Source organism: Maridesulfovibrio pacificus (SeqCode), assembly GCF_048612815.1.
Lineage (GTDB): Bacteria > Desulfobacterota > Desulfovibrionia > Desulfovibrionales > Desulfovibrionaceae > Maridesulfovibrio > Maridesulfovibrio pacificus.
The window spans coordinates 3,357,821-3,373,189 of sequence record NZ_JBLZNE010000001.1; the positions used below are offsets into that span (position 1 = coordinate 3,357,821).

Annotated in this window: 12 protein-coding genes; 5 read left to right on the forward strand and 7 right to left on the reverse strand. The window is 47.9% G+C overall.

Going from position 1 to position 15,369, the window contains the following annotated elements:
• Positions 1 to 80: 80 nt before the first annotated feature.
• From ACNI23_RS15505 to ACNI23_RS15515, 3 genes are all read right to left on the reverse strand, one after another.
• The gene (locus tag ACNI23_RS15505) at positions 81 to 1,052 is read right to left on the reverse strand and encodes a glycosyltransferase (protein ID WP_420250044.1); all 972 of its coding nucleotides are present in this window, start codon (positions 1,050 to 1,052) and stop codon (positions 81 to 83) included.
• Positions 1,052 to 1,918, reverse strand: a complete 867-nt coding sequence (locus tag ACNI23_RS15510; protein WP_420250045.1) for a ChbG/HpnK family deacetylase — start codon at positions 1,916 to 1,918, stop codon at positions 1,052 to 1,054. Before ACNI23_RS15510 ends, ACNI23_RS15505 begins: the two co-directional genes overlap by 1 nt.
• A 79-nt stretch (positions 1,919 to 1,997) precedes the next feature.
• A complete protein-coding gene (locus tag ACNI23_RS15515) occupies positions 1,998 to 2,216 on the reverse strand; it encodes a flagellar biosynthesis anti-sigma factor FlgM (protein ID WP_012765628.1) in 219 nt (72 codons plus the stop codon).
• Between the two features lie 286 nt (positions 2,217 to 2,502).
• Between ACNI23_RS15515 and ACNI23_RS15520 the strand changes: the two genes are divergently transcribed.
• On the forward strand, positions 2,503 to 3,129 hold the full coding sequence (locus tag ACNI23_RS15520) for a LysE family transporter (RefSeq protein ID WP_420250047.1): 627 nt from the start codon (positions 2,503 to 2,505) through the stop codon (positions 3,127 to 3,129).
• Between the two features lie 81 nt (positions 3,130 to 3,210).
• Here ACNI23_RS15520 and ACNI23_RS15525 read toward each other — a convergent pair whose 3' ends face one another.
• A complete protein-coding gene (locus ACNI23_RS15525) occupies positions 3,211 to 6,096 on the reverse strand; it encodes an insulinase family protein (protein ID WP_420250049.1) in 2,886 nt (961 codons plus the stop codon).
• Positions 6,097 to 6,336: 240 nt separating this feature from the next.
• Here ACNI23_RS15525 and ACNI23_RS15530 point away from each other — a divergent pair, with 240 nt between their 5' ends.
• From ACNI23_RS15530 to ACNI23_RS15540, 3 genes are all read left to right on the forward strand, one after another.
• Positions 6,337 to 6,969 carry a peroxiredoxin gene (locus ACNI23_RS15530; protein ID WP_420250051.1) on the forward strand — a complete coding sequence of 211 codons (633 nt, stop codon included), beginning with the start codon at positions 6,337 to 6,339 and terminating at the stop codon, positions 6,967 to 6,969.
• A gap of 219 nt (positions 6,970 to 7,188) precedes the next feature.
• Positions 7,189 to 7,998 (forward strand): class I SAM-dependent methyltransferase, encoded by an 810-nt coding sequence (locus ACNI23_RS15535; protein WP_420250053.1) that lies wholly within the window; start codon positions 7,189 to 7,191, stop codon positions 7,996 to 7,998.
• Between the two features lie 21 nt (positions 7,999 to 8,019).
• Positions 8,020 to 8,451 carry an RT0821/Lpp0805 family surface protein gene (locus ACNI23_RS15540; RefSeq protein ID WP_420250054.1) on the forward strand — a complete coding sequence of 144 codons (432 nt, stop codon included), beginning with the start codon at positions 8,020 to 8,022 and terminating at the stop codon, positions 8,449 to 8,451.
• Positions 8,452 to 8,526: 75 nt separating this feature from the next.
• Here the strand turns inward: ACNI23_RS15540 and ACNI23_RS15545 are convergent, their stop codons facing one another.
• The 3 genes from ACNI23_RS15545 to ACNI23_RS15555 form a co-directional block, all read right to left on the reverse strand.
• On the reverse strand, positions 8,527 to 10,629 hold the full coding sequence (locus tag ACNI23_RS15545) for a HAMP domain-containing methyl-accepting chemotaxis protein (protein WP_420250056.1): 2,103 nt from the start codon (positions 10,627 to 10,629) through the stop codon (positions 8,527 to 8,529).
• Between the two features lie 289 nt (positions 10,630 to 10,918).
• The gene (locus ACNI23_RS15550) at positions 10,919 to 12,292 is read right to left on the reverse strand and encodes a glycerate kinase type-2 family protein (protein ID WP_420250058.1); all 1,374 of its coding nucleotides are present in this window, start codon (positions 12,290 to 12,292) and stop codon (positions 10,919 to 10,921) included.
• A 120-nt stretch (positions 12,293 to 12,412) separates the two neighbouring features.
• Positions 12,413 to 13,114, reverse strand: coding sequence for a FadR/GntR family transcriptional regulator (locus tag ACNI23_RS15555; protein ID WP_157046898.1), 702 nt, complete (start codon positions 13,112 to 13,114; stop codon positions 12,413 to 12,415).
• A 271-nt stretch (positions 13,115 to 13,385) separates the two neighbouring features.
• Here ACNI23_RS15555 and ACNI23_RS15560 point away from each other — a divergent pair, with 271 nt between their 5' ends.
• Complete coding sequence (locus tag ACNI23_RS15560) at positions 13,386 to 15,332, forward strand: methyl-accepting chemotaxis protein (protein ID WP_420250059.1); 1,947 nt, start codon at positions 13,386 to 13,388, stop codon at positions 15,330 to 15,332.
• Positions 15,333 to 15,369 lie beyond the last annotated feature (37 nt).

Consider the following 15,369-nt stretch of genomic DNA (forward strand, 5'->3'; position numbering starts at 1 on the left):
GTATTCTCATATTTATGAATAAAAAACGGGTCAGTTGAAAGTTTCAACTGACCCGTTTTTTATTCAATTTTTAAAAGAGCTTACTCTTTCTCAACAACTTCCCGTATCTGATACGTTTTCGTCCCCATGACAGCGTCATAGGTGTTGGCCAGCGATTCAAGGATGAATCCTGTGGACATGAAGCCCAGTGAGCTCAGGTAGAGCAGGATGCAGCCCATGAATGGGGGGCGGGTGCCCATGTGGACTCCGAAGAAAACTTTTTCATAGAGCAGCCAGACCATTACAAGCGAGGCAAGCATGAACATGAGCAGACTGATACGTCCGAAAAGGTAAATGGGGCGCTGCTTGAATGAGGACTGGAACCAGAGCATGACGATGTCGAAAAGGACATCGATTGAGCGTGACAGCCCGTAATGGCTTTCTCCGGCAAAGCGCGGGGGAGCGGAAATGGGTACCTCGGAAGTGGAACCGCCCATGCCGTAAACCAGAGCAGGGATGAGCCTGTGCTGGCCTTCACGCAGGGTCATGGAGCGGGCCAGTTTGCCCTTGAGTACAGAAAGGCCGCCCATATCCTTTACCTGACAGCCGCTGGTTGCGCGCATGAGGTAGTTGGCGATTTTGCTGGGCAGTTTGCGCTTGATCATGGACTCGCCACGGTTGGTGCGGCAGCCGGAAACAAGGTCGTAGCCCTTGCGGATCTCCTCAATTAGAGACGGTACTTCTTCGGGCTTGTGTTGCAGGTCGCCATCCATGATAACTACATAGCATCCTTTACTTTCCTGAATTCCGGCGTAGATTGCGGTACATTGCCCACGGTTGCGGGCGAGCATAACTCCCTTAAGGTTGGGGTCGTCTGCGGCAAGTTCGCGGATGATGGATTCAGTGCTGTCGGTGGAACCGTCGTTAACCAGCAGGATTTCATAAGTGGTATTCATCCCCTGCAGGGCGGCAGTTATGCGTTTGTGGAATTCACGAACACAACCTTCTTCATTGTGCATGGGAGTGACAATGCTGACTTCGATCTCTCTTTTACATTCTTCAGCTTTCATCATTATTTAATCTCTCCGCTACGGGGATTAATCTGCCCGTAGTTGACAGGGGTCGCCCCCAGTTCTTTAAATATTTCCAGCCATTCCTTATGAAGCAGGGATTCGGATTCTTCTTTCCACTGGGCTTCCACCCGCATGGGGCCGAATTCAGACGGCAGCGGGCCGTCGCCCTCTTGCGGTAGGCCGGGATGGCAGACAATTTCTACTATTTCAGGTCGATATGTTTCGACATATTTCTTAAAAAGATGCGGGTCCAGATTTTCTTTCTGGTCTCCGATTCCCCATACGCAATCGGCTGTGCACGGCTTCTTATCAGGGAAACTTGCCCCGAGGCAGAGCTGTAGAAAACGGGTACGCAGCATGCCTTTATCAAAGCGGTTCAGGGGAGTGTGCTCAAACGGGCGGCGCATCCACTTGATGCCGTACTTGTTGGCAATTTTACCTGCCAGATTGTAGAGTCCGGGCCAGGCATGGATGTGCTTTTCGCTATCAAAATGGGTCAAACGGATTTTATGGTCAAGCAGATATTCAACCTGTGCCGACCACTCCTTTTCCACTTCGGAAAGCTTGATGCGACCGCTTAGGTAGCGCATGAGCAGGGATTTGTAGTTACCGAAAAGCAGCCCGTCATCATCCACAAGGCTGGGGATATGGTCCGGGTTGGAGATGGGTTTGCCGCGCAGCAGGTTTAAGTGTGCACCAAGTCCCAATCCTTCATGCTTGTCCTGCAAAAGTACGGATTCGGATAAATCCGGACCATTGGCAAGAGTGGTGGACGAGGTAACAACCCCGGCCTCGGCAAGTTTGTCCACTGCACGGCGAACAGCCGGATGCAGTCCGAGATCATCCACATTTATTACAACTAGCATCATACCTCCGGTTTCAGACCCGGCAGTTTAAATGCATGTGGCGTGAAGGTAAAGTAAAATGGTGTGGTAATGCGCTAGATCAGCCAAAACCGCTGATTTTGGCTTCAGAACGGACCAGATTAATGGCGATTTCTCCAATGGCAGGGCGATAGGTCCCGGCCCGGATCTGGTCGCGGAGCTTGCTGAGTTTTTCGCGCCGTTCTGCAGAATCCTCTTCATTGAAAGAAGCGGCCTGCTCTTCGGGCGTAAGTAGACAGGACAGCATATGGCTGTCAGCGTCAGTCTTGTCGAAAGTCATCTCCCCTCCCGGAGTTGTTTTCCAACTATACTGGTTATGGTTTTTGTGTGTGGTTAATAATCCTATCGTCCATCCGCGTAAGAAATTTAGTGTTAAAGTTTAAATATATCCATTAAAGAGGCAATGTATAATAGATTGTAATGATTTGTTTTTTTGGTGAGCACAAAGTTGTTTTGCATGCGAAGTTGCTGTAACTTATGTTTTAATTTAGTTTAGGCCGACTTCAGAAAAATATCTTCGCTAAGCGGCATTTTCACTACTAATCATCTAAACAAATTTTCATGAAATGAATGCAGATATATTAGGATATTTTGCTGCCGGGGCTGCTTTGGGTCTCGGTGCAGGAATGACACCCGGTCCATTATTGACCTTGGTTTTAAGTCAGGCAATGGCTCATGGTCCCAAAGAAGGAATCAAGGTTGCTTTTGCTCCACTGCTTACGGATTTACCTATTCTTTGTATTTCCCTACTGGCAATGTCGTGGATAAAATCTCATCCGGCATTCATGGGCATTGTTTCATTTGCCGGGGCAATTGTTGTCACTATGTTCGGGATCGATTGTTTTAGGACGAAAGCTATTACCTTGCCGGGGATCGAGGTTAATCCCGGTTCCTTGAAAAAGGGCATGTTGACCAACTACATGAACCCCCATGTATATATTTTCTGGGCCACTGTAGGGGCACCGACTATCCTTGGGGCAGGGGAGAAAGGTTTGTCCGGGCCGATTTTATTCCTGACGGGATTTTTCGGCTGTATTGTTGGCGTGAAGATAGGAATTGCCTGCCTTGCCGGACGATTTAAAACTTTGCTTTCCAGTAGAGCCTACCTGCTGGTCATGAGGTTCTTAGGATTGGCACTATTTGTTTTCGCTGCATTTCTGATTCGGGATGGTTACTATTTTTTAACTTCCTGATTTTTTTGTGCTTGTTGAAATTAAAGCGGCGGAGTCGTATCAATACGATTCCGCCGCTTTTTATTTTTATATTCTCAGCTATTACAATACGTCTACGAGATCCAGTTCAAGGCCGGATTCTTCCATAGCTTTCTTGCTGCCGAGTACGACTACATCGCCATGTTCAGCCACTGACTTGGCTGCTGCTCCGAAGTTACGGAAGTCCTGTTCGCTGCAATTCAGCACCTGATCACGGATACTCTGCCTGAAGGCTGCATCTTCACCGCTCAGGTGGCGGACCATGGAGGTGTATCCCTTGGCATCGGGCAGCATGTAGTTGTCGATTTCCCCGATTCCGCCGAGTATGGCTTTTTCCAGCTCATCGCTGTTCACTGCAAGCGTGTTCAGGTAATCGGCAACACCGTCGTAGGTGTCGAGGGTTCGGGTCAGGTTGGGGTCGCGGTAGGATACGAAGCTTAAACTGCCGGAAGCACGGTCAAACATGGAGAATGAACCGTAAGCACCGCCCTGTACGCGGACTTTATCCCAGAGGTAGCCGGTGCGCAGATAACGGCTGATTACGTGCGCTGCGCCGGAATATTCATATCCGTGCTCATAAACATTGGCACCCTTGGCAACATAGTTGACCTGTGCGGGAATGCACAGACCTTCGGCCTTGGAGAAAGCCTGTCTGTTACGGGTGGCAATGGATTTATTGCCGGCAGGCAGAGCTGAAACCATACCAGTGATGGAACTTTCAAGCGAACCGAAAGTCTTTCCGTCCAAAGTCACGTTGGTCAGCAGGTTTGCCTGATTAAGGATGGCAGTACGGATAGCTTCAAGATCAGCTACCACGGAATCAAAATCATTATCTACACGGTCAGCCAGCTCACGCAGAAAATCAAGACCGGAAATACCGTTCATGAGCTCGTTGATGTATCCGGCTTCATTGAAACGGGCTTTCATGCGTGTTGCAGCCATGATGTGACCGGAGGGGACAAGAGCCTGTTCCTTGCGGGCCTTGGATTCCAGTACCAACTGGCGGATGCGTTCCTTGTTGTCCAGAGAGGCTTCGCGGAGCAGCTCGCCCATGATGGAAAGGAGATCCGAACTGCGTTCGGTAGTGGCCTTACCGCGCAGCACAAAGCGGGTGTAGCTTTCGTCCAATCCATGTTTGGAACTGACTATGGAAGTCGGGGATATGCCGCCTGTCTTTGCAGCCATGCGTCTGGTCATGGTTACGAAGTCAGTGGATTTTGTTCCGGTCTGGACCAATGCCCGCCCGAAAAGGGGCAGGTAGGGCAGCAGTTTGTCTTCCAGCCCTGCGAAATCAAAGGCAAGGTCAAGGTAGATGATGCCGTTGGTATCCAGATCATGGAAAAGCATTTCCCCTTTTTCCTCGCAGACGATTTCCTTGCCTTCCTTGTCGAGGTCGGAAACCTTGAGTCGGGGGATGGTTGCCAATGCTTCGGGATCATCGTGGGCTTCTTGCTCCTTCTGGAGTTCTTCAGCCTTGGCGACCACTGCTTTGTATTCGGTATCGTCCATATCCGCACGGGCGGCGGCGAGTTTGGCTTTTTCCCTTTCTTCCCGCTCAGGTCCGACTTTACTGTCAGGGGTGAGGAGTACGGAAGTACGGTAATTGTTGTTCAGGAAAATCTCTTCGATAAGAGGTTCGAAAATCTTTTCGCCCTTTTCAATACGTTCTTTGAGGTCTACCAGAGGCTGTTCATAACGCACGTATTCAAGCGGATGTTCATCGTAGAGCCATGAAGTCAGGGCAGTAATCATCACTGAAAGACCACGCGGGTATGATCCTGTGTTGTTCTCGCGCAGGGAGAACTCAATGGTGTTCAGTGCGGCGTCAATGTCTTCGCGGGCAATACCTGTGGCAGCAAGATCCTTAAGTGTTGAAAAGACCAGTTCTTCCACCTTGGGTGCGTCCTCGGCATTGATTCCTTTGAGTCCGGTGGAAAAGTAAAGCTGGCGCAGTTCATTTTCGAGTCCGACGCCGGCCATGTCTTCACCCAGCCCGGAATCATTAAGAGCCTTGCGCAGTGGGGAGGAGGGCAGGCCGATGAGGATCTGCTCCAGCACGCTCAGTTCAAGGTCTGACATGGAATCGCGGTCGCGTCCGATGCCTAAGTTGACGGTGAACATAGCTTTCTGATTACCGTCATCGGAAGCGGCATATTTCTTTTCAACTGCCACGGGCTTTTCAAAAGGAGCCTGTACCCCGATCTCGGATTTGGGGTCGATTTTTTCGAACTGAGAAAAGTATTCGTCGAGCATCGCCAGTCGGTGCTGCGGATCATCATCACCGTAGAAAAATGCGTAAGCATTGGACGGGTGATAGTATTTTCCATGAAAGTCCATGAACTCATCAAAAGTCAGCTCAGGGATTACTTCGGGGTTACCACCGGAATCAAGTCCGTAGGTAATATCCGGGAAGAGGGAATTCTGGGTGGCTTCATAAAGCAGGCTGTCCGGGGAGGAGTAGGCCCCCTTCATTTCATTGAAGACAACACCTTTATAGCTCAGTGTGCCGTCTTCTTCGGGAACGTAATGCCAGCCTTCCTGCATGAGGGTGTTGGGGGTCAGGTTGGGGAAGAAGACAGCATCAAGGTATACGCCAACGAGGTTACGGAAATCCTGTTCGTTAGGGCTGGCTACCGGATAGACGGTTTTATCCGGGTAAGTCATGGCATTAAGGAAAGTCTGTAGGGAGCACTTCAAAAGTTCAACAAAGGGTTCTTTGACCGGATATTTTTTTGATCCGCAAAGTACGGAATGTTCAAGGATGTGCGGCAGTCCGGTGCTGTTCTCCGGGGGAGTACGGAAGCTGATGCCGAAAGTCTTGTTTTCATCATTATTAATAACGGACAGAACCCGTCCGCCGGTTTTCTCGTGTTCATAGATGACGGCCTCGCCGTTCAGTTCACTTAAATATTCTCGTGATATTTCTTTGAAGCCATGTTCGTTGGTCATTTATATCTCCATATTTTTGATGATGACCGGAAATTACCTAAAATAAAATTTCTTGGCAATGAACTAAACATTAATATTAGCTTGTCCAGTCCTTATAAAATCAAGCTTTTAAAAACTTAATGATAAAGATTACGATTATTGTTGACATGTGAAAAAGATTTTCATACTCTGCGTTCAACAGATGAGAAAAAAATGTTATTAAAATATTGATTTTGAATTTAAACACACAGGAGATAGAATATGAGTTGCACAGAAGTTTACGAAGAAGTCCTGACCTCCGCATCAATCGGTGAAACAGTTCCTGACTTTGTGATGGAAGCATATGATCCCGAAGATTGCGGATTTACTGAAGTAAAATTTGAAGACGTACGCAAAGCAGGTAAGTGGCTGGTACTGTTCTTTTATCCGGCTGACTTCACCTTTGTCTGCCCCACCGAGCTTGCTGACCTCGCAGACAAGCATGCAGAGCTCGAAAAATTGGGTTGCGAAGTCGTTTCAGTTTCTACTGATACCAAGTTCACACATCTGGCTTGGAAAAATGACGAAAGACTGCTCCAGAATGTGAAATACAAAATGGCAGCAGACCCCACCGGCGAAGTTTCCGACTTCTTCGGTGTGTATGATCATAACACCGGCCTCGCGCTGCGCGGAACTTTTGTAATCAACCCCGACGGAGTGCTGGTTTCTTCTGAAGTCAACTTCTACAATGTCGGCCGTAATGCTGAAGAGCTGGTACGTAAGATTGAAGCAAACGTATACCTCAAGGATCACCCGGAAGAAGCCTGCCCCGCAAAGTGGACTCCCGGTGAAAAGACCCTGACTCCCAGTGAAAAGCTGGTAGGTAAGGTTTACGAAGAACTTAACGGTGAATAGACAGGGACTTTCCTAGTTGTCTCTTCTATAGAATAAGAAAAGTTGACCAAAATTACAGTCTACCCTCGGTTAACATGATATAAACACACACCTCTCTCCTCATACCACAGCTGTGCGCCCGGAATCCTCCATGTTCCGGGCGCACTTGTCTTTTGTTTAGGTGGAAAAGTTTGACCGCAACACTCATGGAGTTTATCGTGAGAGTCTGAGTAGAACTGTTTGAATAAATTTGAGGTAGATATGGTTTGGGACGGTTTTGATGCGGAAAAATATGAGACATGGTTCAAAACCCCTGCCGGGCAGTTTGCCCTTGAGCAGGAGTTCGGACTTATGGATCACCTTATTTCCGGATGGCCACGCCGTAAAAGAAAGCTTCTGGAAGTGGGCTGCGGCACAGGGCTTTTCCTTGATCATCTGTACCGCTGCGGTTTCGATGTCAGCGGAGTGGATCATTCTCCGGTGATGCTTGAGGCTGCACATAAGCGTTTAGGCAATCGGGCTTCCCTGTATCTTTGCAATGGGGAGCACCTGCCGTTTACAGATAATGAATTTGATTTCACTGTACTCTGGACCGTGCTTGAGTTCTGTTCTGAACCCGAGGAAATGTTGCGAGAGGCCGTAAGGGTTTCTGCCGGGGGGATTCTCATCGGATTTCTAAACCGTCATTCAATTTATTTTTTCACCCACGGCAGGATGTGGCCCTGGGCTTCCCCCTCAACTCTGCGTCAGGCTCATTGGTACTCGCCTTCTGAGATGCGCAGCGCGGTAAAGAAAACCAGCGGTTACAGTCCGGCTATGACCCGTTCAGTTTTACCCGGTCCTATGTGGAGCTGGAAAAACAGGACTCCGCTTAAACAGTTAAATGGAATTATCTACCCGCCTTACTTTGGCGCTTTTACTGGATGCAGGGTCGATTTCCATAGCCGTCGCCCCATGAACCCGCTACATGCATGGAAGAACATGCCTTCTGCTGCGACTTCCACCAAAAGGAAAACCCTGAAACCGGAATGCTTCCGTGATTCAAAGTAAATTTGCTAAGGAGATTTTCAGATGAAAAAAATGATTCCGCTGCTGATTGTTTGTATTCTATTTGTTGCTTCCGGTTGTGCCAATAAAGCCCAGTCCGGTGCCGGAATTGGAGCGCTGGCAGGGGCGACCATCGGTGCGCTTACCTTTAAGAATAAGGCTTCCGGTGCTGCCATTGGAGCGGGTATCGGTGCGCTCATGGGGTATGTGGTCGGTAATGAGTGGGATAAAAAAGATGAGCAGCAGGTCTCAAAGACTTTGGAAAACAACCATTCCGGTCAGACTTCCAGCTGGACCAACCCGGATACTGGGAAATCATATAGCGCAACACCTTCTCCTGCTTATATGAATCAGGACAAAATCTGCCGCGATGTTACTATTACCGAAGACGGCGGTGAGCAGATTCTGGCCAAGGCCTGCCGTGGCGATGATGGTGTCTGGCGTCTGAAACAGTAGTTAATCTTTTCTAGAAAAAACGGCCGCTATCCTAATTAGGATCGCGGCCGTTTTTTTAGGAGGGCTGATTATTAATCATGAAACCATCGCCTGAATCAATTTATCAAGTTCTTTGGTCATCTCTGCAATTTCGTCAACTGAATGTGCTGCTTGGCGCATAGAACTACTGGTTTCTTGTGATATGCGGTCGACTTCTTCACTGGCTCTGGTGATTTGTTCAGCTGCAGCGGATTGTTCTTCGGATGCTGAAGCGATGGATTGCACCCGCTGGGAAGAATCATCAGAGTAGTTTACTATTTCTTTAAGGACTTCTCCTGCCTTATCAGCTAGTTCCGTACTTGTGTTAACCGATTTTACCGCAGCTTCAGTAGATGAGATGTTTTTGCGGCTTGAAGTCTGAATTGCGGTGACTGCATTGTTCACTTCTGTGGTTGCTGTCATTGTCTTCTCTGCAAGTTTACGAACTTCATCTGCTACAACAGCAAATCCGCGCCCGGCTTCACCTGCACGGGCGGCTTCAATTGCGGCATTGAGTGCCAGCAGGTTGGTTTGGTCTGCAATATCACTGATGACTTCAATGATACTGCTGATTCCTTCAGCGTACTTGCCCATTTCAACGGTATCCGCCCGCAACCCGTCTGCCTGTTTTTGGATGTCTTCAATAGCAACCACAACATTACCAACAACTGTTGCGCCATCTTCGGCCTTTGTTCTGGCAAGGTTGGTGTTTTCTGCTGCTTCTGCCGCATTACGGGCAACTTCCACTACTGTGGCATTCATTTGTTCCATAGCAGTAGCTGTTTCAGCAGTTCGTTCACTTTGAATTGCTGCTCCCCGACTCGCTTCATCGACTTGTTGGTTTAGTAATTCCGATGAAGATGCCAGTCTTTCAGAAATAGTGGAGGCCTGTTCGGCCAGAGCCTCAACTTTGCGCTGCATACCGATAACTTCTGTCTGGTCGACAATGATTTCAAATACTCCGGTAAGTGATCCCTTGTTATCTGATATGGGAATACCGGTATATGATACTGTGGTGTCGGGATTGATGCTTGCTTTGTGGACAAGGTCGTCAGCGCTCAGGATTTTTTCGAAGTGGTTCCCATTAGTATTATTACTTAGCTGACCGATGCATTCCTTTCTATTATCTGCGGAAGGGATGAGTTCTGCAGATTGCGCAGCTTTGTTGCTGAACAAAACGGTTTGATCTTTGCCGATGCAGGTGATGGGATTGGCAATATCATCAAGATAATCAACAAGGGAGTCAGCAAGAGTATTGGCGTTGTTCATTATTCCGGCAAAGAAACCTGAAAGAGTGCTGCTATCGGCTCTGAAGCGCAGATCGCCGAGTTTGATTTTTTCTACTGTTTCTTCTAGTTCTCTGGAAATTGAAGTCAGGCTGTCGTTGATGCCCAGCATGGCAAGGCTGACTCCTTGAGCTTTCTCTCTGACAATTTCTTTGGCTGCATCAAGGTCTCCAGCTGCAATTCTGGTGGCGATATGCTGAATTGCCTGAGGTTCTCCTCCAAGCTGAGACATAATGGAACGACCAATCAGGATGGTAACCACGATAGAAATAAATATAGCGGCAACAATGATCGCAATCATCGTATTTTGTCCTGCTGCGTAATCAGATTCAGCCTGATGGTATACTTTTTCGGCAACAACGAGCTGTACATCAATGAGCTTTGCAATGACCTCGGTCACTGGATCGATGACCGGGTAAAGTTCTTGTTGGATGTAGCTTACAAGATCCTGTTCGTTCTTTTCTTGTATAATTGAACGCAGTTTTGCTATGGATTCATCGGCAAGCTCTAATTTAGGTTTAAGTTCGTTGACCAGTCTTTCTTCATCTGCAACCAACTCCGTGCCCAAGTAAGCCTCAAGCTCATTTTTTATATTTTTTTGAGCTGTATCAATATTTTCAATTCCCTGATTCCAGTTCAAAGCAGTGCTGCGAACCTTGTGCGATGTATCGACAATGTTGACAGCATATTCATCGGAAATGATTTTAAGCTGTTTCAGTGGAATAATTCGGTCAAGATAAACAGTTTTAAGCCCTTGGTTGGAATTTGATGTTAGTTTCAGTCCTAAGGCTGCAGAGAATACCATCATCAGAACTAAAGCGGTGGCAAGTATCCCTATACGAATACTGATGCGCATGTTGCCGAGAATATTCATAATACCCCTCCAATATTGTGAGACCTATCAATAATTACTATTGATATTAACACAAATATCCCTAGGCAGGGAGGAGTATTTGGAAAGATTTAGTGAGGGATGTAGCTGCTGAAACGTCAGTAAGAAATGTTAGGAAATAGGAGTGAGTACTGATTATAATAAATAGAATAGGTTGCACTCAGGTTAAATGGAAGCTAAAGGAAGTGCTTGCTCCTATGTTGGAAAGAAGACCACTCCCTGGGGAAGTGGAAGAATGGAAGTGGCCTTCTTTTCAGCGGAATCCCGCCAACTATTTAACGATTAGCAATTGGACGTCGCAAACGTTAGTGTTGGTGGGGCCTGTTTTAAACAAGGCTCCTACCATTTGAAGGAAGTGGTAGGAGTCGTTGTTTTTTAAATATTCGGCAATGGAAAGTCCCTTTTCTCGTGATTTTTCCAGAACCGCAGAGTCGGCAAAGCCTCCGGCTGCGTCAGTTGGGCCGTCGTTGCCGTCAGTTGATGCGGCGAGGAAGTGTATGGACTCGCCGTTAAGCTCATCCTGTCCCAGTCGCATAAGAAATTGCAGGGCCATTTCCTGATTGCGGCCGCCCTTGCCGTTGCCTTTCAGGGTAACCACTGTTTCACCGCCTACAATTATGCAGGCCGGTTTCTTTTCCAGAAGTTCCCACTCCCGCTCATCCTGAGCTACAGCCCAAAGCATGTCTGCTGCATCAGCAGCTTCTCCCTGCAGGCGAGAGGTCAGCATACGGACATTATATCCAAGCTCTTCGGCTTTATCGCGCGCACCGAGCAGGGCGATGCGGTTGGTGCCGATGAGGATGTTATCGGCCCGGATTTCACTGAACTCATCTTTCTTCAGGGTTTCAAGCAGCTTGCCTGTGTTGCCCAGCTCTAAGGCCCTGACAACGTTGGCTGGGATTTTATCGCGCAGTTCGTAATTATCAACGATGGACATGGCATCACAATAGGTGCTGCGGTCATAGCTGGTCAGTCCGGAAGCGATAGTGTCGAGGTTGTCACCTACAACATCAGAAAGAATGAAGTTCAAACTGCGGGCAGGGCGCAGGCAGCGCAAAAGCCGTCCGCCCTTTAGGGATGAAAGATGTTTGCGGATGCAGTTGATCGCGCTGATATCAGCACCACAGGCCAGCAGTGCCTTAGTGGTATTCTGCTTGTCCTCAAGGGTTACTTCGATTTTCTCCCCGTCCACCTCAGCATGCATAGGGCTGGAGAGCAGGGCGGAACCGCCACCGGAAACAAGGTTGATTACCAGAGTTTTGTCGGTGGTGGAGCAAGCCAGTTCTTCGATTTCACGGGCAGCACGAACGCTGTTGTCGTCCGGTACCGGATGGGCTGCTTCGATGGTTCGGATATATTTGAGCTCTTCGGTGTGTCCGTATTTTACCGAGATAAGACCTGATTCAATGCGCGATCCTAAAATTTTTTCAATGGCGAGGGCCATTTTGGCTGTAGCCTTACCTGTACCGATAACAACAATGCGCTCGAATTCCTGAAGATCGACAGTCACATCACCCTCGTCCATAGCGACAGTCAGGATTTCTCCTTTTAGGGAAACCCTGTTGGTGATGATTTTATATGGATCAACGCGGTCCAGAGCTTCGGCGAATATCAGCCGGAGATGTTCCTGTTCGTTGGTCATCATAATTTGATCCTCAAGTTTGTTTTTGCAAGGAAGGCAATGCGTGTCTCCGCCATATGCAACCTTGCCGCATGCAGGGTTACAACACCTTCCGGCAGAGAATGCCCGCTAGCCGCGCATTGCCTATTTATTCAAACCGGCATCGCCCAGAGCTTTCAAGGCTTCACGTAAATGGGAAGCCATCAGCTGTGCGGCCAGTTCGCCATCTCGGTTCTTGATTGCGGCCAAAATCTCTTCGTGTTCTTTCAAGCTTTTGTTGGGCTGCCCCGGAATTTTCAGAGGAGCTTTCCAGCCTTCAATCATTGATTTGTAAAGAGCATCCATAATGGATGAGAGAACCTTGTTGCCTGTGGCCTTACCGATTAAGCGGTGAAATTCCGCATCAACCATGATCGCGCGGGGCAGATCCTCTTCTTCGACGGTCTTCTTGAATTCTTCGTGGGTTTTCAAAAGTTCCTCAAAGTCTTCATCAGAAATCCGTTCCGAAGCCATGCGGGCCGTGCTGGGTTCCAGCAAGGAGCGCACTTCGAAAAAGTGGCGTAAAGCTTCGTAATTGTCAGTCAGCCATGTGGAGAGGGGGCTGAAAATATCCCCTTCGTAGCTTTTTACGAAAGCTCCGATTCCGGGCTGTGTTTCAATGAATCCCTTGATCTCCAGAATTCTAAGTGCTTCGCGGATAGAACCCCGGCCTACCTGCAGTTCCTTCATGAGTTGGCGCTCGGAAGGGAGCGGTTCGCCTTCGGCAAAAGTCTTGTTCTGAATCAGTTCTTCCAGCTGTTTGGCTGCTGTTTCAGAAACCCTGACTTTCTTGATGGGTTTAAACATTTTTGCGCACATATAATGATTCTGGTCTCTTGTGTGTTTGAAACGGGATTCCTTTTATTGTTGGTCTGACATCTTACTGTCTACTGGTCCTACCAGTATAACTGAGAAAGAAAATAGTCAAGTAAAGCCTTATTTCAAGAAGCCATAATGATAGAAAATATATTTTTGGGTATTCCTTTAGATAGTTCAATGTGTTAGATTCTGAGAATGTGAGGGGGTAAGTAATCACAGCGGGGAGTGTGATTTATGGTGCTTTAGAGGAGAGTGTACTATGAATTGGAAGAATTTAAGATTAGCCTATAAATTTGTAATAGGCTTTGGGGCTGTATTGTTGTTGCTGGTTCTACTTGGGGGGTGGTCCATATCCGGAATCGGCACAATAGTTGGAAATGCAGAAGAGGTTATTGCGGGGAATAAGCTCCGGGGAGATTTTGTACAGAAAATTGTCGATCATCTGAACTGGGCCAATGAAGTGAATAGACTACTGACAGATAAGGATGTTCACGAAATTGATGTTCAGGCAGATCCTCATAAATGCGGTTTCGGTAAATGGTACTACAGTGAAGATCGCAAGAAAGCGGAAGATTTGGTTCCTGAGATCAAACCGTTGCTGGCAAAGATCGAGTCACATCACAACAAGTTGCACAAATCAGCCATTGCGATTGAAGAGAAGTATGAAAATGTAGACCCGTCCATGGGCAGCTTTTTGAGAGAAAAGAAAGTGGACCACCTAAATTGGATGGTTGCTGTCTTGAAGCAGCTCATGAATACTGATTCCAAATCCATAACTGTTCAGGCAGATCCGCATAAGTGTGGATTGGGTAAATGGCTTTATTCGTCAAGGGTTAAGGAGATGGGAAGAGAGCACCCTGAATTCGGAGCTCTTTTGGAAAAGGTCTATGAACCGCATACTAAGCTGCACGATACTGTAAAAGCTCTTAATTCATATCTCGCCCGTGGAGATAGGGAAGGAGCACAGAAGTATTTCTCTGCAAATGTTGAAAAGTATGCCGCTGAAACTTTGGATAGGATTGAAGCCCTTATCCAGTGGCATGAAGGTGAAACAAAACTTCTTGCTGAGGCTACTGATATCTATGCAACAGTCACGGTCCCGGCACTTAAACAGATTCAGTCCATATTGACGGAAGTACGCAAGACGGTTGCCGATAATATTATGAGCGATCAGCAAATGCTTGATGCCGCAGCCGCAACGAGACAGATCATCGTTGTTGTCAGCCTTGTAGCGGTAGTTATCGGTATCCTTATGGCATGGATTATTGCGAAGGGAATTTTAGGTCCTCTGAATAAGGGCTTGGATTTTGTCGCTGATGTAAGCGAAGGCGACCTTTCCGCAGATGTGAACCTTGATCGCAAGGATGAACTCGGTAAGCTCGCAGATGGAATGCGTAATATGGTTCATAGGCTGCGGAGTGTTGTCGCTGAGGTAAATAGTGCTTCCGACAGTGTTGCCAGCGGTAGTGAGGAGCTTTCTGCTTCTGCTGAAAGTCTTTCGCAGGGAGCGACAGAACAGGCTGCCTCTATTGAAGAGGTCTCATCATCCATGGAAGAGATGGCTGCCAATATTAAGCAGAACGCTGATAATGCTGTCCAGACCGAAGGGGTTGCAGAGAAATCTCAGGTTCAGGCTTCCCAGAGTGCTGAAGCCGTAGGTGAAGCGGTGCAGGCGATGAAAAGCATCGCTGAGAAGATTATGATTATTGAAGAGATTGCCCGTCAAACCAATTTGCTGGCACTTAACGCTGCCATCGAAGCAGCCAGGGCAGGTGAGCACGGTAAAGGCTTTGCCGTAGTTGCCGCCGAAGTGCGCAAGCTTGCTGAACGCAGTGGTATCGCTGCTGCTGAAATCAGTGAACTCTCTTCATCTTCTGTCGTTGTGGCGGAAAAAGCAGGGGAGATGCTACAGGAATTGGTACCCAGTATCAGTCGTACAGCCGAATTGGTGCAGGAAATTGCTGCAGCCAGTAATGAGCAGAATACCGGCGTAGGTCAAATTAACAAGGCTATTCAGCAGCTCGATACTGTTATTCAGCAGAATGCTTCGGCCTCTGAAGAAATGGCTTCCACCGCAGAAGAATTGTCTCGTCAGGGGCAGCTTTTGCAGCAGGCTATGTCTTTCTTTAAGTTAAGCGGTGGTCCTGCTCCCATGCTTCCTGCGGGTAGTTCTTCTCTCGAAGATGATGGTTTTGACAGGTTTTAAGTAGATAAGAAACGTTCTGGAAAATTAAAAGGGTATC

Excerpts from the sequence above, each read along its gene's own strand:
- ACNI23_RS15525 (WP_420250049.1), bottom strand. The coding sequence starts at position 6,096 with ATGACCAACGAACATGGCTTCAAAGAAATATCACGAGAATATTTAAGT.
- ACNI23_RS15520 (WP_420250047.1), top strand. The coding sequence starts at position 2,503 with ATGAATGCAGATATATTAGGATATTTTGCTGCCGGGGCTGCTTTGGGT.
- ACNI23_RS15545 (WP_420250056.1), bottom strand. The coding sequence starts at position 10,629 with ATGAATATTCTCGGCAACATGCGCATCAGTATTCGTATAGGGATACTT.
- ACNI23_RS15540 (WP_420250054.1), top strand. The coding sequence starts at position 8,020 with ATGAAAAAAATGATTCCGCTGCTGATTGTTTGTATTCTATTTGTTGCT.
- ACNI23_RS15560 (WP_420250059.1), top strand. The coding sequence starts at position 13,386 with ATGAATTGGAAGAATTTAAGATTAGCCTATAAATTTGTAATAGGCTTT.
- ACNI23_RS15505 (WP_420250044.1), bottom strand. The coding sequence starts at position 1,052 with ATGATGAAAGCTGAAGAATGTAAAAGAGAGATCGAAGTCAGCATTGTC.
- ACNI23_RS15550 (WP_420250058.1), bottom strand. The coding sequence starts at position 12,292 with ATGATGACCAACGAACAGGAACATCTCCGGCTGATATTCGCCGAAGCT.
- ACNI23_RS15530 (WP_420250051.1), top strand. The coding sequence starts at position 6,337 with ATGAGTTGCACAGAAGTTTACGAAGAAGTCCTGACCTCCGCATCAATC.
- ACNI23_RS15555 (WP_157046898.1), bottom strand. The coding sequence starts at position 13,114 with ATGTTTAAACCCATCAAGAAAGTCAGGGTTTCTGAAACAGCAGCCAAA.
- ACNI23_RS15515 (WP_012765628.1), bottom strand. The coding sequence starts at position 2,216 with ATGACTTTCGACAAGACTGACGCTGACAGCCATATGCTGTCCTGTCTA.
- ACNI23_RS15510 (WP_420250045.1), bottom strand. The coding sequence starts at position 1,918 with ATGCTAGTTGTAATAAATGTGGATGATCTCGGACTGCATCCGGCTGTT.